27 protein-coding genes are annotated in these 26,204 nt (G+C 41.5%); 1 reads left to right on the forward strand and 26 read right to left on the reverse strand.

The features are described 5' to 3' along the window. Window positions 1-8 precede the first annotated feature (8 nt). The 20 genes from NSU18_RS06565 to NSU18_RS06660 form a co-directional block, all read right to left on the reverse strand. Window positions 9-698, reverse strand: coding sequence for a hypothetical protein (locus tag NSU18_RS06565; RefSeq protein ID WP_341021035.1), 690 nt, complete (start codon window positions 696-698; stop codon window positions 9-11). A 589-nt stretch (window positions 699-1,287) separates the two neighbouring features. After that, window positions 1,288-4,665 (reverse strand): X2-like carbohydrate binding domain-containing protein, encoded by a 3,378-nt coding sequence (locus tag NSU18_RS06570; RefSeq protein ID WP_341148566.1) that lies wholly within the window; start codon window positions 4,663-4,665, stop codon window positions 1,288-1,290. A 365-nt stretch (window positions 4,666-5,030) separates the two neighbouring features. After that, complete coding sequence (locus NSU18_RS06575) at window positions 5,031-5,258, reverse strand: hypothetical protein (protein WP_341148567.1); 228 nt, start codon at window positions 5,256-5,258, stop codon at window positions 5,031-5,033. 15 nt (window positions 5,259-5,273) lie between these two features. Then, on the reverse strand, window positions 5,274-5,816 hold the full coding sequence (locus tag NSU18_RS06580) for a hypothetical protein (protein WP_341148568.1): 543 nt from the start codon (window positions 5,814-5,816) through the stop codon (window positions 5,274-5,276). Continuing rightward, on the reverse strand, window positions 5,813-5,956 hold the full coding sequence (locus NSU18_RS06585) for a hypothetical protein (RefSeq protein WP_341148569.1): 144 nt from the start codon (window positions 5,954-5,956) through the stop codon (window positions 5,813-5,815). Before NSU18_RS06585 ends, NSU18_RS06580 begins: the two co-directional genes overlap by 4 nt. A gap of 547 nt (window positions 5,957-6,503) precedes the next feature. Further along, entirely contained in the window at window positions 6,504-6,851 is a 348-nt protein-coding gene (locus tag NSU18_RS06590; protein ID WP_341148570.1) for a hypothetical protein, read from the reverse strand. A 356-nt stretch (window positions 6,852-7,207) separates the two neighbouring features. Further along, window positions 7,208-7,474: a hypothetical protein gene (locus NSU18_RS06595; protein ID WP_341148571.1), complete on the reverse strand. Its 267-nt coding sequence runs from the start codon at window positions 7,472-7,474 to the stop codon at window positions 7,208-7,210. A gap of 120 nt (window positions 7,475-7,594) precedes the next feature. Further along, a complete protein-coding gene (locus NSU18_RS06600; RefSeq protein ID WP_341148572.1) occupies window positions 7,595-7,804 on the reverse strand; it encodes a hypothetical protein in 210 nt (69 codons plus the stop codon). Between the two features lie 36 nt (window positions 7,805-7,840). Beyond that, entirely contained in the window at window positions 7,841-8,074 is a 234-nt protein-coding gene (locus NSU18_RS06605; protein ID WP_341148573.1) for a hypothetical protein, read from the reverse strand. A 158-nt stretch (window positions 8,075-8,232) separates the two neighbouring features. Next, the gene (locus tag NSU18_RS06610) at window positions 8,233-8,538 is read right to left on the reverse strand and encodes a hypothetical protein (protein ID WP_341148574.1); all 306 of its coding nucleotides are present in this window, start codon (window positions 8,536-8,538) and stop codon (window positions 8,233-8,235) included. Between the two features lie 163 nt (window positions 8,539-8,701). Continuing rightward, the gene (locus tag NSU18_RS06615) at window positions 8,702-8,899 is read right to left on the reverse strand and encodes an Imm7 family immunity protein (protein ID WP_341148575.1); all 198 of its coding nucleotides are present in this window, start codon (window positions 8,897-8,899) and stop codon (window positions 8,702-8,704) included. Continuing rightward, window positions 8,893-9,249 carry a hypothetical protein gene (locus NSU18_RS06620; RefSeq protein ID WP_341148576.1) on the reverse strand — a complete coding sequence of 119 codons (357 nt, stop codon included), beginning with the start codon at window positions 9,247-9,249 and terminating at the stop codon, window positions 8,893-8,895. Before NSU18_RS06620 ends, NSU18_RS06615 begins: the two co-directional genes overlap by 7 nt. Before the next feature lie 166 nt (window positions 9,250-9,415). Further along, the gene (locus tag NSU18_RS06625; protein WP_341148577.1) at window positions 9,416-9,628 is read right to left on the reverse strand and encodes a hypothetical protein; all 213 of its coding nucleotides are present in this window, start codon (window positions 9,626-9,628) and stop codon (window positions 9,416-9,418) included. A 569-nt stretch (window positions 9,629-10,197) separates the two neighbouring features. Beyond that, the gene (locus NSU18_RS06630) at window positions 10,198-10,503 is read right to left on the reverse strand and encodes a hypothetical protein (protein ID WP_341148578.1); all 306 of its coding nucleotides are present in this window, start codon (window positions 10,501-10,503) and stop codon (window positions 10,198-10,200) included. A gap of 101 nt (window positions 10,504-10,604) precedes the next feature. Beyond that, window positions 10,605-12,215 (reverse strand): hypothetical protein, encoded by a 1,611-nt coding sequence (locus tag NSU18_RS06635; protein ID WP_341148579.1) that lies wholly within the window; start codon window positions 12,213-12,215, stop codon window positions 10,605-10,607. A gap of 452 nt (window positions 12,216-12,667) precedes the next feature. Next, window positions 12,668-12,970, reverse strand: a complete 303-nt coding sequence (locus NSU18_RS06640) for a hypothetical protein (protein ID WP_341148580.1) — start codon at window positions 12,968-12,970, stop codon at window positions 12,668-12,670. Continuing rightward, window positions 12,967-13,680 carry a hypothetical protein gene (locus NSU18_RS06645; protein WP_341148581.1) on the reverse strand — a complete coding sequence of 238 codons (714 nt, stop codon included), beginning with the start codon at window positions 13,678-13,680 and terminating at the stop codon, window positions 12,967-12,969. The genes NSU18_RS06640 and NSU18_RS06645 overlap by 4 nt, the downstream gene beginning before the upstream one ends. 115 nt (window positions 13,681-13,795) lie before the next feature. Continuing rightward, window positions 13,796-15,031 carry an IS110 family transposase gene (locus NSU18_RS06650; protein ID WP_341148582.1) on the reverse strand — a complete coding sequence of 412 codons (1,236 nt, stop codon included), beginning with the start codon at window positions 15,029-15,031 and terminating at the stop codon, window positions 13,796-13,798. A 218-nt stretch (window positions 15,032-15,249) separates the two neighbouring features. Further along, window positions 15,250-15,507: a hypothetical protein gene (locus NSU18_RS06655; RefSeq protein WP_341148583.1), complete on the reverse strand. Its 258-nt coding sequence runs from the start codon at window positions 15,505-15,507 to the stop codon at window positions 15,250-15,252. After that, a complete protein-coding gene (locus NSU18_RS06660; protein WP_341148584.1) occupies window positions 15,504-16,301 on the reverse strand; it encodes a recombinase family protein in 798 nt (265 codons plus the stop codon). Before NSU18_RS06660 ends, NSU18_RS06655 begins: the two co-directional genes overlap by 4 nt. 157 nt (window positions 16,302-16,458) lie before the next feature. Here NSU18_RS06660 and NSU18_RS06665 point away from each other — a divergent pair, with 157 nt between their 5' ends. Then, a complete protein-coding gene (locus tag NSU18_RS06665) occupies window positions 16,459-16,668 on the forward strand; it encodes a helix-turn-helix domain-containing protein (RefSeq protein WP_341148585.1) in 210 nt (69 codons plus the stop codon). A gap of 251 nt (window positions 16,669-16,919) precedes the next feature. Here the strand turns inward: NSU18_RS06665 and NSU18_RS06670 are convergent, their stop codons facing one another. From NSU18_RS06670 to NSU18_RS06695, 6 genes are all read right to left on the reverse strand, one after another. After that, entirely contained in the window at window positions 16,920-17,825 is a 906-nt protein-coding gene (locus NSU18_RS06670) for a hypothetical protein (protein ID WP_341148586.1), read from the reverse strand. A 134-nt stretch (window positions 17,826-17,959) separates the two neighbouring features. Next, on the reverse strand, window positions 17,960-18,541 hold the full coding sequence (locus NSU18_RS06675; RefSeq protein ID WP_341148587.1) for a helix-turn-helix domain-containing protein: 582 nt from the start codon (window positions 18,539-18,541) through the stop codon (window positions 17,960-17,962). A gap of 166 nt (window positions 18,542-18,707) precedes the next feature. Beyond that, the gene (locus tag NSU18_RS06680) at window positions 18,708-19,157 is read right to left on the reverse strand and encodes a hypothetical protein (RefSeq protein ID WP_341148588.1); all 450 of its coding nucleotides are present in this window, start codon (window positions 19,155-19,157) and stop codon (window positions 18,708-18,710) included. Window positions 19,158-19,168: 11 nt separating this feature from the next. Then, a complete protein-coding gene (locus NSU18_RS06685) occupies window positions 19,169-19,795 on the reverse strand; it encodes an endonuclease toxin domain-containing protein (RefSeq protein WP_341148589.1) in 627 nt (208 codons plus the stop codon). Window positions 19,796-20,167: 372 nt separating this feature from the next. Next, window positions 20,168-20,653, reverse strand: a complete 486-nt coding sequence (locus NSU18_RS06690; protein WP_341148590.1) for a hypothetical protein — start codon at window positions 20,651-20,653, stop codon at window positions 20,168-20,170. A gap of 48 nt (window positions 20,654-20,701) precedes the next feature. Beyond that, window positions 20,702-26,158 (reverse strand): RHS repeat domain-containing protein, encoded by a 5,457-nt coding sequence (locus tag NSU18_RS06695; RefSeq protein ID WP_341148591.1) that lies wholly within the window; start codon window positions 26,156-26,158, stop codon window positions 20,702-20,704. Window positions 26,159-26,204: the final 46 nt, after the last annotated feature.

A 26,204-nucleotide genomic window follows, 5' to 3' on the forward strand; every position in this document is an offset into this window, starting at 1 on the left:
ATCCATTCTCACCGCGCATACTGCAGAATCGCCACAGCCGCACGCTCCTGCCGCTCCACATCCGTGCTGTTCAAGGCTGCCTTCAGGACAGCCAGCGCCTGCGCTACTGTAGCTTCATCCACCTTAACCGGACAGGCACCGGCAGTACTCCCGCCATCCTCTGCCTGATTCCCCAGCCAGAGATCGATCCGGGCTGCGGGCAGCACTCCTGAATAAGCAGTTATTCTGCTGTCAGAGGCAAGCAGCTCTGCTGCAGCCGGATTGACCGCAGCGAGAGGCAGACTCTTCAGCCAGGTGACACCGCGCCGGTGGGCTGTACTATCCTCAGTACCGCTGTGCCGGGTATCATAGAAGTAATCGCCAAGATCCCCGAGATATACCCACTCTTCATCGGCAATCAGCACATAATCTCCATCCTGCATCGCATTGACGAAGATATCCAGGGTATCGGTTGCACCCTCCAGCTCCTGCCCGTGATAGCCGGCGGCAGCCAGCTTGCGGCTGATCTCTTCTCTGCTATGCTGCTCCAGATCACCCGTACCGGAATAACCCGCACATATATAATTATCCTCCAAAAAGGACTTCAGCAGTCCGCTGCCAAGTTCCTCAAGCTTCACCACATACAAGCTCATTTCCGTATCCTTTCCCTCCAGGCAAAGCTGCCGGAGACTGCGCAGCATCGAAACCATTCTTTTCATTATACAGTAAAGGCAGCGGGATTTGAATTCAGCAGATTCTAAGGAAAACGCAGGATAACAGCGCTTACAAGACCTTTTTCCAAACAGGAAGTGCAAACTTAAAAATTTCGGCTTTTTACTATTCTCCGCACGGACGGTATAATTCAGGTATCAGCTCAAGGACACAGACACTGCAGGAAGAAAGTAAGCCAGGGCAGAATCTCCGGCAGCTAATCTTAAGCAGCGCTCCTCCTTGTGACTGAGACTATATCTTTGATCCTGACATTCCCGCCTTAAGTGAGTCCCTGCACGAAACGGTATGAGCTTCTTAAAGCTCACTGGCTTTATAACCCCAATCCTATCGTGGTAAGCGGATCAGTTGAGAGCAGTTTGAATGTGCAGGATAGGCAAATATACTGCCGCCTCGGACCATTTCTACCCGGCTGAGTACAAAGGATAGGATAAGGAGTCTGAGACTAACATGGGTATAGTGGTAACAATATAAACCTCTATTGTTGATGTACTGATCAACAATAGAGGTTTATATGTGTTTAGTGGCCTATACTAAAAACCGGCAGCCCATGCAATTGTGCATAGGCTGCCTTTTTATTTATAAAGGCTCAATCCCCCATACCAGACTGCCGGAGATGTAAGCCGGAAGCTTGGCCCAATCCGCAGGAGCTGTGCCCGCAGGATTGAAGGAATAGTCATCGGACTGGTTATAATTGGTCCAGTCCACCTTGGAGGCCCGCATCTGAATATCGATGCTGGCTCCCGGAGGAAGCGAGCCTGCTGCTGCGGTGAAGCCCAGCTCCAGATAATGGTCCGCGCCGCTCAAGGCTGCTGGCAGCTTCACAAACGTCCCCGTCACATTGGCGCTACCAACCTGAGACCAGTCACAGAAGAAATTCTGGGCCTGTTCGCCGTCACTGGTGTAGTAATATCTGAGCTTCACATCAGCGAGGGAGACCGCAGCCGTGCCGGTATTCACCAGCTTGATCCGCGGGCTGAGGGCATTGACAGCATTAGCCGTGCTGCTATTGAACATCTGGACCTTCAGACCGCCGTCCACCGGCGCTGTTGTATCAGTCACCGTGACCGCCAGGCTCTGCGGTGCGCCGGCACTGAACTGGAAGCTCAGCGTAGTAGTTCCCGCAGCCTGTGCTGCCAGATAAGCCTTGTGGATTGTTACAACCGATCCGCTCACTGTATAATCCGTTCCGGCGGTTAATACGGCCGGGCCGTTTTTAATAGAAGCTAAAGTATTCCCGTTCAAGGTCATCGTTACTTCGATGTCGCTCTGATTACCCGTCTTCTTGTCGAAGCTGGCAGTGACCGGTGTTATCGCAGAATCGTTGGCCGTTGTTGTCGTATCTGCCACCGTAACCGTTAAGGTCTTCGCTGCTCCGGCACTGAAATGGAAGCTTAAGGTGGTAGTTCCCACAGCCTGTGCTGCCAGATAAGCTTTATGAATCGTCACTGTTGAACCGCTCAATGTATAATCCGTGCCAGCAGTAAGTGTAGCCGCTCCATTGGTTATGGAATCCAGAGTATTTCCGTTCAAGGTCATCGTCACTGGAATATCGCTCTGATTCGCCGTCTTCTTATCAAAGCTGGCCGTGACCGGCGTAATGACGGAGCCTGCTGCCGGAGGGTTCACCGGATCTGCATATAAGGTCCCGCGGCCATTGGTTCCAAGATAGACACGGCCATAGATGCGCGGATCTCCTGTAATCGCCATATTAATTCTGGCATACTGGTGGGCGTCATCGTTGATCCGTACCCAGCTGGCTCCGGCGTCATCCGAACGGAACACTCCTCTCACCCCGTCGATCTGGGCTACAGTATAGAGTGCCATATAATTCTCACCCGGTGCGGCCTTACCGAACCCGATCAGGTCTGCTTCTTCCACATTGCTCAGCTTCGTGAAGCTGGCACCTGAATTGGTTGAGTGCCATATGCCATACTTATCGAGCGGATGTCCGCCGGCAAACCAGAGATCGCCTTCGATTCCCGGCATAGCCTTCAGACTGACCTGAGCCTGGTTAGGCTGCAGACCGTTCACATTATTGGCAGGCAAGCCTGTCGCCCCCGTAGCCGTGAAGGTGGCTCCGCTATCCGTACTGACATAGAGCTTGCCCTCATAGAAGCCATAGAATTTATTCGGATTCACCCGGTCTGACGCAATCTTCGCTCCGGCAGGCACGCCGCTGCTTGCGGTCCAGGCATTGCCGCCGGTCTTGGAATAAAAGACCCCGATATCTGAGGTGCTCCACAGCAGCGCATTGCCGTTCGCTGATGCAGCAATCTGGCCCTGGCCTACCGTGGTGCTGCCGCCTTTGGAGGGTTCCGCATTCGGCATATACCAGTTCTTACCGTTGTCATTGGAGATCCCGATTGACTTACTGTTCGGATACTTCTCTTTGTCCGCACCGCCGACACGAACGACATAGGCCGGGTCCAGCTCTGCATAATCTATGCTGTTCGTGCTCGCCCAGATGGGACTCGTCTGGAACTTCACCGGCACAGCCGTTACATCGTCATACCGGAAGCCGGACACATCCCCCAGCGCGGTAATCAGATGAGCGCCCGAAGGCGGGCTGATCAGCCCCAGCACTGCGGTCTCTTCCACCCCTTTGGCCATCACGGATATGTTGACCTTACCGCCGGTATCCCAGTCCCCGAGGTTATTCGTACCGTAGATCGTTGCGCCGGTGCCATACATCATCCTGTCCGAGTTGAACGGATCGATCTCAAGGTCCCCTATCATCCAGCCCATCTTCGGTGCAGGATCAAGCGAGCTCGAGGTCAGCCCAAGATTAAGCCACGGAGCCGCAGTAATATCCATCTCGAACTTGTAATTGCGCTCCGGATAGAAGCCCCAATCCCAGATCCGGCTCCAGGTCTCTCCGCCGTCCTTACTGCGGAAAATCACCTCGTCCGGCCACCAGGCATTGAGGCTGGCTACCATCAGCGTATTCGGATGCTGGGCATCCAGCGCAAGCCCGCCGAAGCCATAGAAGTTGTCGTTCCCTGTTGTAGGGCTGATATTTTTCCAGACGCCGCTGGTTGTGTTATATTTCCAGACCTCACCCTTGCGTCCGTCATACGGCCCGACCCCGTCACTGTAGGTGATGTACAGATCGCCTGTTGCCGACAGCTCCCCATGATGCGGAAGCAGGCCTACCGGCTGACCCGGCAGCGCTGACCAGGTTGCACCTCCATCTGTGCTGCGGAACACACTTTTAGCGGTATCCGCCACACCGACATAGATGCTCTGGGTAGCTTGTCCGGCAGAGCCCGTGCTTTTATCAAAAGTAATCCAGGACAAGCCCACGATATCACTCTGATACTCATTCGCCGGATTCTGAACATACGTCCCTACATTCGTGAAAGAGGTAACCTTGGACCAGGTCACGCCGGAGTCCGCACTCTTCCACAGACCATTCCCGCTCCGCGCCCCGAAGAACAGAATGCTGTTCTTATTCGGGTCAATCACCAGCCTCTCTCCGGCTGAACGTCCAGGCATATTGCCTCCAACCTTGAACGGTAGCGGCGAAGATTGCCAGGTATCCCCACGGTCGCTGGAACGCATAATTTGACCATTGCCGTCCCAGGAATTCGTGTACGTCCCGGTTGCCATATACACCTTGTCCGGATCAACCGGATCAGTAGCCAGCGCGTCTACGCCGTTCTTGTTCCAGTCCGCCCAGCCGACCGAGTCAGTCAGCGGAATCCAGCTCCCGTTCGCCTCATTCCAGCGGTAAGCTCCGCCAATATCCGTCCGTGCATAGATCAGATTCGGTTCCGTCTGGTTGAAAATAATCCCCGGCACAAAACCCCCGCCCGCACCGGTAGCCACACTGTTCCAGCTATAGTCTTCACTGGCTGCGGCATCGGTTACTGCGGGAGCAACGGTAAACAAAGAGCCTGACATCGCTGTCAGCAGGACGAGTATTCCTAGTCTTCGGATACGTTTTCGACTCATGATCCTTACCTCCCCAAGCATACTTTGGTAACGCTTCCATCATAGAGCAGATTCCGCCGCTGCCGTGAGAGAAAATGGTTGATTCTGCGTGAATTTTGTCAGCAATTAGCGCACCATTTTCACACTTGACGAAATTGGGGGTTGGGATACTGTGTAATGGACAAAATTATACTAACGGATGAAAAAAATCACCTTGCGCGAACACAATGTATGTTGTTTTTCACATCATTCAGGCCGTGTGCCTGCTTGTGAGCACATTGTATACTGTTTTTCACATACATTCAGGCCGTGTGCCTGCTTGCGAGCACAACGTATGCTGTTTTTCACATGCATTTGGTCCAACACACCTTCTCCAACGCAGCAGGCTAGTTCTCTATTGGAGGCGGCAGCACAATCGGCTGATAACTTAACGCAGCATCCACAATCTCCTCCGGCGTCAGCTCTGGCTCATTCCAGAAGATCAGATTACTCACGCCGGGATGAGGCACATTGCTCGCTACGACCTCCATCCACTCGTCCAGCTCCGCTTCTGTTCCTTCGGCGTTCACGATCTTGGTTACGAGTGAGATCAGTTGTTGTCGGGATAAGGACATTATGGGGGCCTCCTTTTATGTGTTAAATATCCATTTGACCACGTTGTGACTATTGCGCATCATCTTATTTGGGTCGGTATGGTAGTCTACCACCACTTCCACACCTAATGCGGCAACAAGGAAATCATTCGACAGTTCGGAAGATAACAAAAGGTTTGATAGTGCATCATAGAAGGGCTGGTTACGTTCATTCAGTGTATCATCCAGGTAATCTATATGGCGGGTATCGATTGAAATGCTTGTTTCATACACTTCCTCCGACATGCTCAAAAGCACTACAAACCTGTTCAGCTTGGCCTCTCCCTGGATTAGAATAATCCTCCCTTCCTCAAGAAGGTCAGTTAAAGGGGCAGCCAGCAGTCCCTGAATCGTGTGGGTTCTCGCATCTTCATATTCCCAGTTTCTTATTGATTCGATATGATTGATAGCAGGTGCAAAACCCTTGTCTCGCACAATTCTCAACAACTTATCCGGGTCCATGGTTTCCCGGGAATAGATGACTATGTTGAAGTTAGCAGCTATGTGGATCACCTCGCTCAATAAATCTGTATTAGTCAAATTAAATGGGCCTGCTGGAGTAGCAGATTATCATGATCGGTTAACTGCAGCTTAATTCCAGACAGCATTTTGTTAGAGAAATAAAAATCAATATTCTCTCCCACTTGTACAATCTCGTCACTGCAATAATCATTTAGCATATCAAAAAAATATTAATTGTCCTATTTATCTTGCTAACATGATTAGGCTACTCCTCTTTATTAATAGGAATTGCTATATGAGAATTCTCAAAAACCCGGAAAGTATAAGCTTTTCCCACGTCTACATTAACGTATCCAGGGGCCAGGTATAGCTTTAAACGCTTAGAATTTTCACTAACCCAAATACGGTCACTTCTTCTATACTCATGTTCTCGTTCAATAATGTATACCACTTTTTAGAGATATCCTGTGAAGACATCTTTGGTCAGATTATATGTATTTATCCCAGCAACACAAATATTAAAGACTGCAAATAAGAGAAGAGGTAGTACCACTACTCTTTTCCATAACTTATCTAACTGATTACGATTTCGAACCAATGCCAAAGGAACTTCTACAATTAGTGCATACAAAAATGCTATCTCACGAGACATTTCAAACAATAAGATCCTTCGCTCAAACGAACTATACTTTAAGACTATTGTAGCGATAAGTATAGTAAACATAATGATAAATAATATTCTCACTATTGTTCTTATTTTTTAACCTACCCTATGAGTTCGAATGTAAAGTATCTACAATGAAAACTAAATACATTCTCTCCAATTTCTTCAACTTTATATTTACTTCCCTCTAACTGGGATGTGGAAATGTTCGTGATATCGAAATATAAGGCATGCATTCCTGAGAAATCCCCCAATTTTAAATCTTGCACACCAGTAAAAGTAATTATTAGCTTTTTATCATGATCAAATGTTGATTCAGCAAGAGCTATTTGCAACGAAACCTCAAACCCTTGTAACTCAGTATCCCGGGTGAAATGAAAAGATGATAAAAAATTGTAACCTCTCTGCGATTCATAAAAATGATTTATCCTATCATCATATTTGTCCAATGTAGGTAATCTCCTTACTCAGCAATGATTATAAATACTCTCATCAGCGATAGACTTTATATGGTTTGTTCAAATATGTCAATGGGCCATGGCTCAATGGTTTTCACTGCAGTTAACGGAATTAACAGGCGTGTGTCATCATGATCCTCTTTAGGCATTATCACAATAGTATTGTTGAATGAATAAGAATGATATCTTAATATATTTATCTAAATAATCCTGCATGAACATCTCATGCTTTTTCAAGAATGTCCCTCCTAAAGTAAAAACTGAACATGAACAACCTGTAATAATAGTAGAATTGCAAAAAGTGCCTTAAATACTATATAAGGCACTGCAATTTAATATTAATACTTTTATGGATAAGGTACTGGCTTTAATGTTGGATCACCTTCTCTCTTCCACCAGTTTGTTTCTGGACCAAAATATATGGTATTTGCCCAGAAGTCAGATGTCTCATGGTACCTAATGTCGTAGTCTTCTTTAAAAGGTCTCTTCCAGAAATCATTCACTCTCCCCCATGCTTCTTCCTCAATTATATTAAATAATTGAATCATCTCTGTCACAATGCCTTCACAAAATTCTTGTGCTTCTTTTGTTGTTGCTAACCTAAATTTTTTCATTAATATCTCCTATAATATCGTTTTTTTCTTCAAATCTACCTAACCCTAAACCACTGGCGTAAAGCTCTTTGAGGTTTCCCATATTGTTCTCCTAATCATTATTGATCATCCTAGATATACCTAATCAATCGGCCATGGCTCAATGGTTTTTACGGCACTTAACGGAATCAACAGGCGGGTATCATCATGATCTTCCTCAGGCATTATGACTATAGTGTTGTTGAAAGAGTAATAATTCATATACATTCCTATTACATGTAAATTATCAAGAAATGTTATCTTAATACCTTTATATAAATACTGATTCATAAAAATCACTTCTTGTTCCATAATGGCCTCCTATACTTTTTTCATTTCTGACTCAAATTAATCTTCTTCCAAACAATCATATGTATTGACAGAACAGGGTCCTATAGTTTTTATTGCACTTAATGGTATGAAAAGCTGCCTATCAACAGGTCCTCCCATTGGTAATATAACAATTACATTATTATTATAATCGTAATTAATATATGTACCTATTACAAACAAATTATCCAAGAATGTAATTTTTATTCCTCCATTTAAATACCCCTTCATAAAAATTTCTTGCTGTTCCATGAAACCGCCCTCCTATATAATGTATATTCTCAAACATTCAGTATAATTCAACTCTATACCTTTAAGTACTGGGGTAACCACATTCATATCTCCATCTATTATATAAATTTGATGTGAAGAACCACCAGCAATCTGACTATAAATCGAAATGAAAATTATTAATTCTTTGATAACAACTCTCTAATAAAAAGCGCACAAATTTCAGTGTGGCAACGGAGGTGCACTAAATCACATTCTGTTCTTATTACTGGATTATCCCAATCAAAATCTTTAATAACATAAACAATGAAATTATTAACCCCATCATACCATCCAATATCCAAAATAAACTTGTCAGGGTATTGTACTTTAAACATATCTTCCTTTAGTCCGTCATTTTCATAATCAAGCGGTTTATTGAGATCGATATTAAAGTCTTCGTATGTAACTTTGCCAGGATAAAAACTTATTTCTTCAAACACCAATATAAAAGCACTCCTTACTACATAATTTTATGATTTCGCTTTAACTAGTTATGCACTCTTTTCTCCAGCTTCTTAACTGTACCGCCACATAATCATTAGTTCAAAAAACATCTTCAACTTTTGTAGTAAATGGGGACAAAAATTGATCTTTCTGTTGTTGAATTTACCCTAGCTTTAATATAAAAACCTTAAACTCATTATTGAAACCTTCAATATCTTCATCATCTCTCATGTATAACAGTCCATATGATCCAGGTGCCACAGGCCAACGATCTTGCCCAAAACCTCCAACCAGAAACGAAACAGATGGTGAATTTCCAACAGCCTTATACGGAGTTAAAGCCTTATTGTGATTTACCATCTTATATACAAATTAACTTCTGATGCATACTCATTTAAAAGTTTTTTTGATTGTTCTGAACGACAATACATTGGGAATGAGAGATCAAAGTTCCCTTCAATGGCTGCATCTTCTGTATAAAAATTTGAAAACACAACTTCACGTGTAGATAGTTTTATAATTCTTACCAGTTCTTCAAAGTGGGTCACTTGTAGCAATCTATTTTCGTAACAAAGGAATTTTTCAATAAATTCAATATCATCTTTAGTGAAACCTTTTTGAATTATATAGCTATCACTAGTATTAATAATTCGAATTGACTTAACATAAATAGAACTTTTATTTAATTGAAATATTTTCTGAAAAAACATCAATACTTGATCCTCATGTTCTAAATATAATATTGAAAAATCAATTTCCTGCGCCTCTAGTTCAGTTAGTTGTTTAGGGAAAACATCTAAAATCCCTGAGTTAATTTTATTTGCATTTCGCTAATTATCTAACTCAAACATCCATACTAAACCTCCGACCGTGTCGTTAGTTATTAATACTAATAGAATAATAAGTTGTATTATCAACCCATTCCTTACTTCCTTTCAATATAGCATCATCAAAGCTTAGGACTACGTTGTTAGTCTTATAAACCTTTTTGTCTACAATAATTTGTAGATTAGTAGGCTGCTCTGCTTGATATGGAATCAGCTCTTCATAAACAATTTTGTTTTCTAACTCAAATATAAGTCCGCTCATTAAATCGGTTGAACTCTCATACTTAACACCTAACGCATTGCTGATATCCTTGCTTGAACTTGTCGTCTATGATGAGCTTAATTTGACTAAAACCATATTCTTTTGTAAAGATAATGATGCATAAACATTACACTCCATCTACTGTTCAATTTCGAAATATAGCCAAGCGGCCTTTAAATATTCTTAATTTAGATTCGCTTATCATGAAAGCAGTAAAACAGCTACTGATAAATCTAACTATATTAGTGTACTACAAAAAAATCATCATCAGGTGTACCATCAAAATTTAAAAGCAATTGAGAGTATCCAACTTCTTTCCCTTTATATCTAATAGGGATTGTAACAATAACATGATTATAGTCACAATTAGGATAGCTGTTACTATAATTTATTGATACTGATTTAATTCCAACTTCAAAATCCCTTCTATCCTCTTCTCTTATGTATTTAGAAAATAACACATAAATTCATTAGGCTCTTCAATTTTATAATTCTCTAGATTCATCCAAAATCCCTTATGTACTCACACAATTCTAGTTTTATGAATTAACATGAAGAAGAAAGATCTCTCATTCAAGAGATTCAGCAATATCAACAGCCTCAGCTATAAAGTCACGAACTTCCTTGATTGACTTTGTTGTTTTGCAGAATATTGGATTTAACCAATCATCTTTTTTTACAATTATTAACTTAAAGTATCCTTCTTCCAAATCGAATTCAGGATACCAACCCAAGTCTATAACATTATTTTTTTTATACCGAACTTGGAGAATATCCTCTTTGAATGACCAAATTTGTTCAGCATATGATTTATTGTCCTCAAAATCAAAGTCGTTCAAAATCACCTCTCCTGTTTTAAAATCAAACTTCTCCACAGTCACTCCCCCTTAAACGCATCATCATGTGGTGACCACTCATCTCCACCATCGTTGCGGAAGTTAGCTGAAATGGTTTCTTTTCTCCCAGTTATATGCATTCAATTCATCACCTGTTTCACTTGTACATTATCCACCCAATAGTAACCTTGTCCATTGATCGTAGGTAGAACAAGTACTGATAATTTTCTTGCCCCTAATGGTGCAACCCCCGTTGCTTCTAGCTTGCTCCAATCTGAAGTTCCAGTGATCAAGTTAGAAGAAGAGATATTACTCCAGATCCAACCATTCCCATCTTGCCAATAAGTAAGAATCATGACCCCATTTCCTGAAACGCCTTCCGTCTTTACATAAGCTGAGATGGTAAAGTGTTTACCGCTAATATCTCTACCAAAATCATAAGTGTTATACTGAAATTGATCTCCAGAAGAAGCCAGCTTTACTTTTAGAGACTGGGTCCCGGTAATTTTTGATGTTGAATCAATAACTGAGAACCCTCCATTGGCATCATTAATTACCCATCCCGTCTTCCCTTCTTCAAAGCTGGGATTCAGTAATTTTAAGGCTGGTGACTTAGACTCTGACATTTCGATACTATCCACCCAATACGACCCTTGTCCATTAGTGGTAGGCAAAACTAATAGCGTCAGTTGTTTTGCTCCATATGGTGCAATTGAAGTTACTTCTACTTTACTCCAATCCGTTGTACCTGAGATCATATTGGAGGAGAGAATATTACTCCAGATCCAGCCATTCTCATCCTGCCAGTATGTTAATATTTTCACTCCATCGCCCGATAAAGCTTCAGTTTTGATAAAAGCCGAGATTGTAAATTGCCGGCCCGTTATATCCGTATTAAAATCCTTACTGATATATTGATGTTGATCTCCTGAAGATGCTACCTTAACTTTTAGTGAATGGCTACCGGTGTGCTTCTCTGTACTGACGATCGCAGAAGATCCAGCATTACCATCATTAATAATCCAGTTGTCTGCTTCCTCTTCAAAGCTAGGGTTTGGTAACATGATTGCAGGTGAAACAAGCTCATTCACTTCAACTTTATCCAACCAATAATAACCTTGACTCCCCACTGTTGGCTGAACAAGTATGATTAGGCTTTGAGCACCATAAGGGACTATTGCGGTTGTCTCCACACGAGTCCATTCGGTCGTACCCTTAACAGAATTCGAGGGTCGGATATTTGCCCATATCAAGCTGTTATTTGCATCCGACCAATAAGTTAGAATCTTCACACCGCCTACATTCATTCCTGAGGTTTTGAGATATGCAGAAATAGAGAACTGTCTCCCACTTATATCACTACCATAGCTCACGCCTTTAAACTGATACTGATCTCCCGAAGATGCTACTTTAACCTTTAGCGAATGATTTCCAGAATAATAGATTGTATTGTCAATTGCTGAATCTCCTCCTACTGCATTGTTTATGAACCACCCCTCCATCCCATTCTCAAAATCCGAATTAGAAAAAGGCATGGAACGAGATTTTCCTCTACTTAACAAATTTCCATTGTGATCATATTTAAACAACTGACAGGTTATAGAGGTCTCGCATTTCTTATCTAATCTACCAGATGAGTCATAAAAGTATTGAATAGAGGAAGTATTGGCATATGTATGATTTGTGTAAGGACTTAATATTACTAAAATGAATATAAAGAACACAGAAATAATTATTTTATTTTTTACCATTATTGAATTCTCCTCTGTTTTTATATTAATAACTGTCTAATCTTCCAGATCAGATTCCCGTTGGCATCATATTCATAACTTACATTTATTTTTTAAGATTATTTAATATCATTTTTATCAGTATTTTCATTTTTCGAACTATTATTAGTCTTTCGAGTGTCTGCTGGATGTTTTAGATTTTCTCTTGATGGTCCTCTTAATAGGCTGTCCCGTTTTGTCATGCGCGTATACAAAAGCAGCTCCCGCTGAGGTTTATTTAGCCGCTAACCGCCCGGGCACTGTGAATGTGAAACTCTCTTTCACAAAAAACCACGTGGAGGGGATACTCACATGTTGTTCAGAACAAAGCTAGAATTTTTAAAAATTGCATTAAATTTCTTCAATTATTTTGATCCTTAACAAGATTCATGTTCTAAAACTATTTATAAAAAACAATACAGACGGTGAAAAATTCATTGATAAAGTCCCTTATTGAAAACCGAAGAAATTTTCATGTATAGTTCAGTGACTAAACTTGTTTCTTTGTCTTCTTGAAATGACAGTTGACTAATTACACAGTTGTATAAATAAAATAAATCATAAGCTAATTTTTTTGATATAAACTCTTTCTCACTTGATATCATACTATAATCTTCTAAATCACTCAGTAAAATTAATAATTGATCTTTAGGTATAATCCTTTCTTTCCTCATAAAAACTACAATTTTATGAATACTCATTAAAATATCATTGATTAGTTCAATTTCATTTTTCATGGTATCAACCCCACTATCGCATTTATTGGAATATACTTATATACTGAAACCTCACTATCATTTGCTGCCATTTCCGCTGCATACTCAGCCCCAAATGGTTCGTAAACACCCATAAATTCATATTGTGCAGATTTTTTTATAGATTGAACTTTATTTAAGTCAATGACAACTATTCCATGACCACTATTAAACCGTTTAAGTGCTATCTGAATATCTCTAGTTGTTGCAATCCAAGGATCAAATCCCATAGAAATATCCTTTCCATCCATCTTCTTACCACCATCAAGTATATGTTCAAGTAATGACCATTCTCTATGCGGTGGAGTATGCTTGGAAACAATTCCTCTTCCAGCAACTAAATTACCAACATCATATTGACTAAGTGCCCTGAATACAATATTTTTACTACCATCTTCTTTTAATTTTTCTGCCTGTTGTACACTAAGTATGGACATATTTAAACTTTCCGCAACTTTTGTGTTGATATATTGCTGATCTTCACCTGCAGGCGTTGCTGCTAGCAATGCACTCATAAATACCGAAATTACTGTACCTACTAGTCCTGTTCTTGAACTTTTTTTTGCTCCAGAAGCTGCTCCACCAGTGATAACTTTAAAATCTCTTATTATTTCCTCAACCGTTTTGGGTAATGCCTCATGTCCCGTTGGATCTGTATAAAATAAAGGATTATTATGCACATACGTATACAAATTCTGACTCAGCGGATTATCAATCTGCCCCTCAACCGTATCCTAGTTTATAAAGCGGAGCTTTGAATAAAGAAGGTGGCAACTGAGAATACAATCCCAACTACCACCCATTCTATCATCCCGCCTGCTGTGCAGGTGTATCTGGCATCACGTAGGCTGACTTTTTCTTCATCATGACGTAGATGATATTTACCAGCTTCCTCATTAAGCACACAATCGCTTGCTGTTTCGTCTTCCCCTCTGCTATCTTTCGCTCATAATAAGCATGAAAATAGGCATTCTTTGGCTCCCTCTTGGTACGGGTGACACCAATCTGACGAATCGCAAGGCTCTTAATAATCTCATGTAATACCCGATTGCCCTGCTTACTCTTACAATTTCGAAACTTATTACCTGAACCTACGATGACTGGTGCAATGCCAGCGAATCGGGCAAGTTTATCGGAGGAAGAGAACCGGTGAATATCGCCAATCTCTGCCACAAGCTGTGCTGCTGTCACCACATTGATCCCTGTCATGGATTCAAGCTGGAAACCAAGCTGCTGCATCAAATGCTCAATCTTACCCTCGATACTGACCAATTGTTCTTGGAAAAACCGAGTGGATTCCACCTGACTCACCACAACTGAATCTCTTGAATCCTGAAAATCCCGATACGTTTCTCCATCTGCGTCGATCAGAGTAAGAATTTGATTAGCCTTCTTATGAGACAATCCATTGTTGCTGTGCTTTCGCAAGAAGGCAGCAAGGGCTTCCTCAGACATGTCCTTCAAAGTATAGGGTGAAGGGTAGGTTTCCCAGAAGGCAAGCGCCGTTTTCCCCTCTACTTCAGAGAAGAACTTTTTGTAACTGGGATAGGAATAGCTAATCTGCTGATGCATCTTTTTTACCGCTTCCGTTAAAATCTTAGACAACCATTTGCGCTGTGTCACAAGCTGGCTAATTGCCCAGAACAGATCAACGGGCTGGGCATCCGGCAGACGCTCCAACTCGTCTCTGAGCACCTTGGCAACACATTCCGCATCCCAGCTATCCGACTTCTGAACAGTCACATGGCTCTTTCGTCTGGCGTTAGCGAGTTTTGCATTCACTTCCTTCACCCAGCAACGATTGTCTTTCAGATACACGGCAAGCCCTCTGCCGTAACCTCCAACATCCTCCAGTCCATAGACAACGGACAAGCCCTTCTTGATGTACTTTTTTAATTCTTTAAGCAGCAAGGGAAAGGCAGACGGCTTGTTATCGAATTTTAGTTCCCCTAGTTTCTTGCTCCAGCAGTCAATAATGACGGCTGTATGATGTTGTTTATGCAGGTCAACTCCTACATAGATTAGATTCTGCTGTTCAATCATTTTCTTTTGCTCCCTCTGTATTTGAATGGTTATTAATGGATTCGATTCGTTACATTCAAGAATCTTTGCTGTCCTTATCGCTTGATCTGTATGTATCCAGCCCATTAGTAACCACTCAAACGAGTGGCGAAAACATTAGGGATAAACAAGTTTGCATCCTCAGTTCGAGCGGTCGATGCCGCAAAGATACGTTAGCAATCTCTTGTTTTCGATAATGCTTAGAAAGCTGTAAGTTTTAACATCCCAGCAACATGTGACTTCTCCAGACGTACATAAAGCAGGTCTAGCCGCAGTTCTTCTGTGTATTCGTGAATCTTATCTATAATTCTCTCCGCTGTCGGTAAGTCAATTTCCGCAGCTTGTTCATGTGTAATTTGAAAAATGGCATTTTCGTAAGCGGCAGTGGTTCGGAGACTTGTTAGAAGCTGATTTTCTTGCTCCACCAGCAACTCATAATTGTCTTGTAATATCGTCACAAGCACATTCCCCCAGACTGTAAGATCGCTTGATGTTTACCATCTGCTTCGATCTGCCCATAACGATACGTTCCTTGGTAAAATGCTTTACGATCTAGAATTCGTTTGACCTGTACTTTGGTAAACCTCTTCCCTTGTTCTGTTGTGAATCCTTCTTCATTTAACTTCTCAGCTAAAGCCGACAATGACCATTCAGGATGTTTATCTTTCAATTCAAATAGCCGCTGAACCGTGGATGCCTTCTGTTCGTCAATGAACATTTGCTTTGATCCCCGCTTCCCTTTGTAACCAAAAGGAATACCTCCACCTGCAAACTTGCCTTCGGAAGCCTTTTTATTACGTCCACGTCCCAGCTTTATAGCAATCTCTAGCCGCTGATAAGCATCCAGCAATTCCATCAAACCGTTAATCAAGAAGTCAGATGGATCTTTCTTAAAAATACTATAGGTTGGTTGTTCAATACTCCGAATGTCGATATTGCGCTTTTTCAGCTCCCGATGGACAAGGACTTTGACAATATCACTTCTCCATAATCTGCTTGTGTTCAGAACAACAACGTAATCCACCTTGTGACCCGATATATAGGTCAGCATGTCTTGGAAGCCCTCTCGTTCGACTTCTAAGGCTTCCTCGTCCACTTTCGCCCCACTGATGCCCTCGTCTGTAAAAACCTGAACCAGGTGCCATCTCTGCTGCTCACAGTACGACCGAATCTCGTCTTGCTGGTAGGACAAGCTGTAGCCATCCTTCACCTGACCTTGCGTACTGACCCGTGCATAGCCTATGACATTCATGTATAATCCTACATCGTTACGGAAATTGTAATCAGTGTAACTCTTAACAGTTCCACATTATGATTATATAACCTTTAAGAGTTACATTCAATGATTTTCCAGACAACTTCATGATATAATCTTTCTATATTTAGCTGCTGGAATGATGGAGGAAGACATGAAGATAAAGATTCGATTAAAAGATATATTAGATCAGCGTGGAATGTCACAAAGACAACTTGCCCGACAAATGAACCTACGTCCAAGTACGATCAATCATCTCTGTTCCGATTCAGTAGACAGAGTCTATATCCGAACGCTGGAAGCGATATGTGAAGCCCTAGACATCTCCATCCATGAACTGATTGTTGAAGATGCTGAAGCTTAAGGTTTCTAAATACAAGTCGGGTCGGACGCTGGATGTGCTACGCCCTATTCCTCAATAAGAATCATGCTTTTTGATGTAAACCACCCCCGGGTGTTTTCCTATCGTAATGGTGAACATTTTCCGGAAGGTAGGGGTTGAAATCTCTTTATTTTCAAGTACAATAGAGACTATGTTATTTTTATTTCATCCAGCATGTTGGACTTTTTATCGTTATCGGCAAAATAACGTGTCCGTCGGTGAGGATGTGTCTTCTAGCTATTTATAGCAAGACGATCTAGGCAGTTCCCTTGGGGGATTGCTATTTTTTTTGCCAAGTTTTTGCGATTGGCATACGTAGACGATGTATAAAGCTGCCTTAATACGGATTCATCAAACATGCTTTGCAGCAGTCGGAAACCAAGAACAGTTTCGATCTTGGATATGTTTTCTCTGTTCTCCATTAGCCAAGACAAATCCATATCGCTGACTTCCTCTGGATACTCAATCTGCGCAAGTGCCCTCTCCATCGTGTAGTCAAAGAATGGTTTTTGGAATAATTCTACAGCCTTCCTCGTTGGCGAGAACCTTCTCAGATCATTGTCGCTAGGTCGAACTTCTAGTCGAAGGATACCTTTAGAACGTTCAATAATCTCGTTTGATTCTTCTTCCTTTCGAGTTTGCTTATACTTATCATAAAACATAATTCTGCTGCTCTTGTTCCGGTATTCAACGGTCTGTTCTTGGTTGTATGCTATTGTATTCTTATAAGCAAGCTGCTGCCCACTTAGCATCCGCACATATTCACTGACCTTTTTACCTACTTGAAAATTGCAACAGACATCACATCGGCTTATTATCCATTCAGAGTGTGGAATATACACATCAAAGAGTTGGAGCAGCCTGTCTTGCAATTGTTCAAAGAACAAGGGGATATCTGCTTCTGTGAGCATCGTAACGTTGTCTCCATATAGAAACTTCGGCATGGATACTTGTACTGTGAGTGTTTGGCTACTCTCCATATACTTCATGTATGGTAACTTTTCACCCTTTAACGTATAGCTTGTGTTCAATGCACCTGTTTCTTTGCTTAAGAATGTAGTTGACTTAACATTATATTGATTCAATATAGTTGGATCAATAGGAATAGGTTTTGCTTTCAGTATGATAGTGTCAAACATATGAAACCTTCTTTCACTTCTAGTAGTCTAAAATATTGGATGTGATTGGAGATGTTATAAGAACGAGAACCCTCATCCGGGGTCGGGCTATTGTTCAACTTGTGTCTATCTTTTTCATCGTGCTCACCACCTCATTAAGGTTTAATTCCTGTTTCTTCAAACAACTTGTCAAGCTTTTCAAAGAACTGTTTCTGTTCGTATTTTGCATAATCGGGATGTACTCCCCATTCGTTATCCCGGTGAACGAGATAATATAAGACCAGTTCAAATGCTGTCTTTTTATTACGATTCTGTTCTTGGATTACCGCAACTGCATCTTCTAAAAGATTGAAATTTGCGCCTTCGTTGATTGGATCAGTATTCAGCAAGGAACTTACCTGTTCGATCAATCTTTCTCTTTTTTGTCCTGCTTGAACATACTCAAGAAGGCTAAAATGCTGCGAATAGTGCTGTGTTGTAGTGTACTCGTTTCCGTCATCATCAAAGTTGGTAATTTCGATTTCCTCATGTTCATCTGTTTTGGTTAAGTAAACCATAAGAATTTCCGACTTTTCAGATGGAAGCAACTCCTTCTGGAATAGGGTCTTATCCTCGATCCCAAATAACTCAGACAATTGCTCAAGACGTGGTTCGGGTATCTTCCGTCTTTCCTTGATCCAGTCCTGAAATGTTTGTTTGGAAACCCCGATGGCTTCTGCTACCGATTTGTACTCCATGTGAAACGTATCAGCTATAAATTGTAATCCTATCATCTTAATCACCGCCATACTAAGTATGCCTTACGAGATTGATTATATATCGCCATACTCAGAATGTCAAACATTAAGTCAAAAGAAAAACCACATGTAGCAATCTCACATGTGGCAAGAATGGATATTAAAATTAGATTTCCGAAAGACTTATTGCCTTTAGCAATGTCTCCGCTAGAGAAAACTCATTTAATTCTTTACCCAAGAAAAAGGTGTTTTCCTCTTGATGAACATATCCCTTCTTATCTGAATACGTAGTGGGTGTAACTTGATAACCTTCCTCATCCCAATGTAAATTAACAACTTTCTTGTTTTTAATTGCTTTCTTGTAACCCTTTATTTTTAAGTGCTTCTCTATTGCAGTAATCTTTGGAAAATCACTATCGACTTCCTGTGAATAGCATCGTTTAAAACTTTCTTCTATGACAGATTGAAGTTCTTCAGTACCATAAGGATGTTTTAGCTCTACAATACTGTTAATTTCAGCAGTAACATTATGAACTACCCATATTCCATGCGGCACAAAGAACAGGTCATTACTCTTATCTACATAAACTGTCACATCTTTGAAATCAAAATTCAATTGACTCACTCCTATTCAACTATTTTAACGATTATTTGTATGCCTTGCTTACTAGCGTCAGCAATTGCCTTATCTAATTCTTTAGATTGACTTTTAGTAAGCTGTACCGGTGGTAAAGCAAGCTCTAAGATTTTATTAGTTTGGGAATTCACCCTTACTGTTAACCCCCCATAAGTAGTGGTGCCGAAATCCTCCAGTTTGTTAACATAATTCATTAATGTACTGTATAATTTGTTTTCTTTAGCATATGTCTTACCAGTGATGTCTAGGGATTTAATACTGGTGACACTCTTTGCTATCCCATTTTTCCCTTGAATGAATTTATCTATAGTCGGGAAATTATTTACCATCCCACCTAATGCTCTTTCAATTTCATACCCTCTCTTAGAAAAACCAAGTGCCCATACACCAGTTTTTGCTTCTCTGAACTTTTCTATAGTCGATAGTGTCTTTCCTACATATGAACCGGGAACAAATGGAAGAAACACAGAGCCTAAATCCCATAGAAAAAATCCAGCATTTTTCCAAGAAGGATGTTTGTAAAATTCATAAGCACTATAACCCATACTCGCTACATCAACTATAGTTTCCACGAAATGCCCTGTCGGGTCAACATGTATCAGTGGATTGTTACCCACATAAGTATACAGATCTTTTCCTTTATTATATTTATTTTACATACTCATACTTGTAACCAAATAAAGCAATCAAATGCCATTCTTTTAGATAAGCGGTAGTTCTATAGCCCCTACTGTTTCTAAAGCATTTATATCTTAACGAGTCATTATCTAAGTTTAGACATAACCCGCCTTCATACCTCCTCCTGTTTACTTTATCATGCTGTACCCAATGGCTTACATCTCATATTGAATATATCTCTCTAGTTGTCAATAAAAAAACCTGCAAGGATTTCTCTATACCACAGGTCAGAGTTTTCCTTCGCAGGTATTTTGATTTGTCTCACATTTGGGGAGCAATCCCATAAATCATCAAAGTGGTTTTATTACTCATTATTTATTCACACTAATAGAATAATAAGTAATATCGTCCACCTGATCCTTATTTCCTTTCATTTTAGCATCATTGAAGTTCAGAACTACATTGTTGGGCTCATTAGCTTTTTTGTCTATAAATACTTGTAAGTTATTAGGACGTTCAGTTTGATATGGGATCATCTCTTCATAAACTATTTTGTTATCTAATGCAAAAATAAGTCCACTCATTAAATCAGTTGAACCTTCATATTTAAAACCTAAAGCATCACTAATTTCCTTACTTGAACTTCCTACCTGAAAAATAACCACCTTGTCCCACTTAAATGTAGTAATCTCTTCAAGTGAAATATCACAAACCTTACCCAAACCGCATTCATCATCTATAGTGCGCATAATTTGATCACTTAATGATTTCTCCTTTTGACAACTTGATAGTATTAAAGTAAAAAAAGCCAGAATCAATATTCCAAATACAAATTTCTTTATAGAATAATTATACATTAATATCATATTTCTCCCTTCAAATACAAGCTAACCCTTTTCAAAAATTTATTGGTCTGCAGCAAATCCATCGTTATCGAGCTTAGTTATCCTTTTTTTTGCCACTTCATATTCTTGATCTGATAGTTTTTGTAAAGTAATTGAGTATACAATTGTTGTACCAAAGGTTTGCGGAACGGCCACGTAGAGTCCAGAGACATGATAATATTCTAAAGTCGCTAATGCTATGTCTTTTCTCGAAGCACCTTTACTAAAAGTAGAACCTATTGCCCTTCCAGCAATGTTATTCAGTAAATCTATTGACTGATCGGCATCTAGCAATTTATCAAATGTGGTTCTATTCAAATTTGCATCTGGTTTTTCTTCGTGTGCATTTCCTACCTCTTCTGCAATTGATTTACCATATTCAGCTGAAATCATCGCTTGCCAAAAAGCATGTCTGTAAGCATTAACTTGAGAACCTGCATGTTCTGCATTTTCTTTCAAACCTAGATCATTTGTGGCAAATCTTACTGCGACGGTTGAGATATTCGTACTTCTTTTTCCAGTTGTTACTTCACCTATTGCTTTTGCTATTTTTGGATGTTTTACTGCAAACCAGTAGGATCTTATTTTTGAACTAACATGACCAGTAGGATCATTATAAATCAACGGATTATTATGCACATACGTATAAAGGTTCTGACTCAGCGGATTATCAATCTGCCCTTCATATGTATCCTCATTTAAAAACCGTCCCATACTCGGGTCATAGTATCGTGCCCGCAGGTAATACAGTCCGGTCTCATCGTCATACATCTCTCCGGTATACTTAAAGGAATTAGACGTCCCCTCCAACTGGCTAGTAATATTCCCCCACTCGTCATAGGCGTAGTTGTTCACTACTGTTCCGTTAGTATCGACGATCTGCACCACATCACCATGGCCGTTGTACAGGTAGTAATAATCCTTAGCCGCTTTTTTATCCTTCTTCACCAACACCCGGTCGCCGCGCACAAAATTCGCTTGCTCTACAAAACCACCATTGACGAGTTTCTCTTCCGAGATCACTTGACCCTGGAAATTGTAGTTCACTTGGGTCTGGATGTTATCTTTAATTTTCATCGAACGCATTCCATCAGCGTAGTATTTGAAGATAATGTTGGTTCCGCCTTTGGTGACGCTTGTTAATGTATTCTGCAAGTCATAGGTGTAGCTGGTATCAGCAGAATCCAGGCTTACGGTGCTCATATCAGACAAGGTTAGGCGGTTGCCCCGCACATCATACGTATACGTGGTTTGACCGCCATCCGGACGGGTGGTCGAAATCAACCGGTTCAGCGCATCGTAGGCGTAATTCGTTGTTTGAGCAGCCGCTCCGTTGCGTGATTCGCTGACGGAGATCCGGTTCCCGTTGTTGTCATAGCTGTAGTTGTAACTGGACAGGCTTCCGCTTCCCTTTGTATTTCTCATCGATTCCGTCCAGCCGAGTGCTTTATTATACGTATAGGTCGTAATCAACTGGCTGCCATCCGTCAGTGTCGGATAGACAATCCGCTGAATCTGGTTATTCGCATAATAACTGTACTGGGCATTTACAGAAGGATCGCTATTTAAGGTCGAGCTTCCATTCGTCTGAACTTTGTCCAGCCGTTCCTTCTGGTATTGGTAATTTGCAGAGAAGCCCATATAGTTGTCTGTAATCCGTTTCATTCGCCCTAAAACATCGAGTTCGTTACCCATCCAGGCGGTATGCGCACCCGACTCCGAATATACACTGCGTACTTGCCCCAGACTATTCTGGATTTGGGTATGTGAAGCGGTCTGTACTCCATTCATCGAGGTGAGGACCGTTTGTTTATCCAGACTGCCATCACCGAAAATCATTTTGGTTTCCTGGGTTTGTACTACATTATTAATGTTCCCACGAATTGTGCTGGTTTTCAACTGACCACTCTCATCGTATACATACCCGAATGAACTGCCATTACGGTCGGTTTTGGCGGCCAATTGCCCCAGATTATTATACGTGTAGCTCTCACTCTGCGAAGCACCGTCCTGCTTGATGCTAGGCAGACCCAGTTCGTTATAGCTCTTTGTATTTAGAGTTTGCGGAGTACCGCCTTTGGCTTGAATCGTAACCTTGGTTACTTGACCGTTCCCGTCATAGCTGTAGTTCGTTGTCTGGTTCAAGGCATCTTTCAGGTTGGTTAACCGGCCTAAGGCATCATAGGTAAAGGAGGTGGTTACCCCGTCTTCATTCAGATTATGATTTGGGTCAGTATACCCCGTGACCTTTCCCATCAGGTTGTAACGATATGTTTCAGTAATTTTCTGTTGCTGGTTGGGCCAATCTTTGTAGGTCGAAGCTGATATCTGATTTCCCCATGCATCAAAACTTGTTTCGGCATAGTTGAACTTTTCGGTTGTCGTGATGTCTTGAATATAACTAGTACTCCTTCTTGCCTTTGGTGAATAATCGCTTACGACCTGATTCCCATCAGCGTTCGTCACTTTATTCTGTCTGCCCCATCCGTCATAGCGCATCGACAGCGTATTCCCCGCAGCATCTTTCACATAGACAGGACGCATCCACTCATCGTAGTGATATTGGGTTTGCGTAAATCTTTCTGCGCTGGGATCATAGCGTTCATCTAAGAGCGTCTGTCCCAGACCATTATAGAATTGAATACGGTGGTCCGTTAGTGTACTTCCATCCACGACCTTCTTAAGCGTATGGAAGGTATCGACTACAAAACTGTTTGTATCTGCATTAACCTCGTCAAAATGAGTGGAGACTTGATTATATTTATACGTATATTCATCTTTCTCCGAGAAGAGCTCGCCGGATGCATTCCTGAAATTCGGCTTATTCACAGTGACTACTCGCCCAAGTTCGTCATAGAAGTATTCCGTTGTCTGATTGGCACTGTTCGTCTCGCTTTTGAGCAGACCGCTATCTTTATAATAACTCATTTGGGATTGTATGATTTGTTCATTGGGTTGCCCTATGTTGAACCATTGCTTCGTTTCTGTAGGATAGGCATATTTATAATTAGCTTCTCCATACACTGTCATTACTTTCGAGACCAATCGCCCTTCGGACCATCGTTCTGCCGTAACGGTAAAAGCGCTGTTATCTTTAGCATAAAAGTACTTTGTGATTTCCCCCTTTGCATTTACACTTTGTTCGATTCTTCCTTCCGAAGTATAGGTTGTGGTCTCGGATAAAGGGGCCGCGTCGCTTTCATTGGCGTACCCATTCGTTGAACTGACAAAATGAAAGACTGGATCATACTGATAACTGCGAGTGTATTTGAGCTTAATACTATTATCGTTACGCTTCTCAGGAGGTAAAGGCAAGGTTTGGGTCAATACATAACCCATGGCATCATAGGTCAAGTCGGTATACATAACATTCGGATTGCTGTCTCCCTCGCCTTCATAGGTCCGCTCTTCGATTACGGCTGGCTTGAACTTGTACGTATCCGAAAAGTTGGCATATGATGTCACTACCCGTTGTCCCGCTTGATTCCCGGCCACAATTTTGCTCTCTTCGCTGATTCGCTGTTTCAGATGGTTGAATGTTGTCGTCGTAATTTTTTGGACATTCCCCTGGGTATCCAGTGATGAGACAGCTGTTGAAAACTGGTATCCTGCCGGCACATTTTCCGGATCACTACCCGTTCCATAGGCACTGTAGTCTCCGCTATAATGAATGGATTGTCGATTCACTTCATAAGGAGATTGTGATTTCCGGAGAATCCGGTCACTTCGGCCGCTGACTCTCGATTTTTGAATCACCCCATCTACAGATAAATTATGAAGTCCATATTCGTAATTGTAGACGGTCTCCGAAGATTCATTGTATTGAACCCGCTTCAACATGTACTCACTAATCTCAAGAGACTGTCTGTTCGGAATAGTCTTACTCATGTAATCAAATTCTTGCGTATACTGGTAAAACTCAAATTGGATGCTTTCATTTGCGGTCTGTTCAATACGCCGAAGTCCTCTAGCGCCATTGTAACCCAACCCTTGCTCGAAATATTTAACTTCCTTGACGACTGCCTGATTATCATCCAGCACTTTCACAATAATGTTAGGTGTTTTAGCATCAATCTTTGCTTGATACTCAAACTGTATTCTTCTTCCTATAGTATCTTTAATATAGGAAATGTTCCCTTCAGAATTATAATTATAGCTGATGGCATTGCCAAACCGGTCGTATAAGATCGTCAGATCAGAAGTGAAATATTGTTCAGAATTATCTGGAAAATGAATAGTCGTACTACCATTCATCCCGTATTCGATTTTGACGCCACCGGTAGGATAGTCTTTTAAAGTATAATAGGGCGTAGAGCCGTCTTGGGGACTGACATACATGATCTCATATTGACTTCCCTGCCCGTCACTATAGTAACCAGGATTCTTTATTGTGGGGACGTTGAACGTCCAGCCGAGCCCAAGATAGTTATGGAATTGGGTATTATCCAAAGCTCCGGTATTGACTCTTCTCCCTTCATCATAGTCATACGTTATTGCGGGGTAAAACTGACTCATAGCATTGGATTGAAAAATAACACCTAGATTAAGATCCATACCATCCTTTCCGGGCAGGCTAATCTGTGTATTTCTCCAGGTCAGCATTCCGGTAATGGGATCAATGCTTTCCGTAGAATGATTCTGGTTGGAGAATTGTTGATTAAACGTTTGATATTTATCCTTAAGTCCCAGCTGACTCAAAGCATCATTGATCGATCTACTAAGTGCACTCAAAACCTTAGATTCGATACGGAACTGCTCGGATGAGATCAGCGGATTTTCTTCGTAAACCACAGCTTTTACTGTTTGCTTTTCAACTCTGATCCGGCCCTCACGCTGCACATACACGTCTGCGGTGACATTACCGGGAACGAGAGCTTGACGATTCTTCTCTAACTTTTGTTCCAGTTCAATCCAGGATTCTTGCACGCTTTGTTTTTGTTTCCAGAGTTCCCCCGGATCTTGAGCATACATTTGATATAACAACGCGATAATATAGATATCCTGAGCGGAGGCTCCTTCATCTACTAAGGGTTGAATAAACTTCGGATCGAATTGCACCTCCTGATCACCATAGTGCTCGAGATACTTTTGAAATATTGCCCTCAGTTCGGGGTCGTTCAGAATATCATAACCCTCGGACGCCTTAATTTCCGTCGCTTGCATGCTTCTTTGAGAAGCAATCGACGCTTGGGGCTCAATTGCGTTAGAAGGCTCCAAGCTATCCGGCGCAGAAGTTACACTTGGACTCAACATGGGCATTGTGGTAGGTTCAGGTTCCAGTGCTCCTAGGCTTGAGACAGGCAGCGCTGAAGGGGAGGGAGAAGGACTGCTTTTGGCTAGTTCTGCTGTGCTTCTGGATGCAGTTGTCGTAGCAGGGTTAGCTGATGCTTTCCCCATGAGGTTAGGAAATCCGCTAAATAGTATAGCCAAGGATAGGACATAAATGAATAATGATTTTGTTTTTTGATTAGACTTCACTCTAAAACTCCCCTGTCTTATGTTGATTAATTTCACAAAAATAGGA

Origin of the sequence: Paenibacillus sp. FSL H8-0048 (assembly GCF_038002825.1) — a bacterium.
Taxonomy (GTDB): Bacteria; Bacillota; Bacilli; order Paenibacillales; family Paenibacillaceae; genus Paenibacillus_AQ.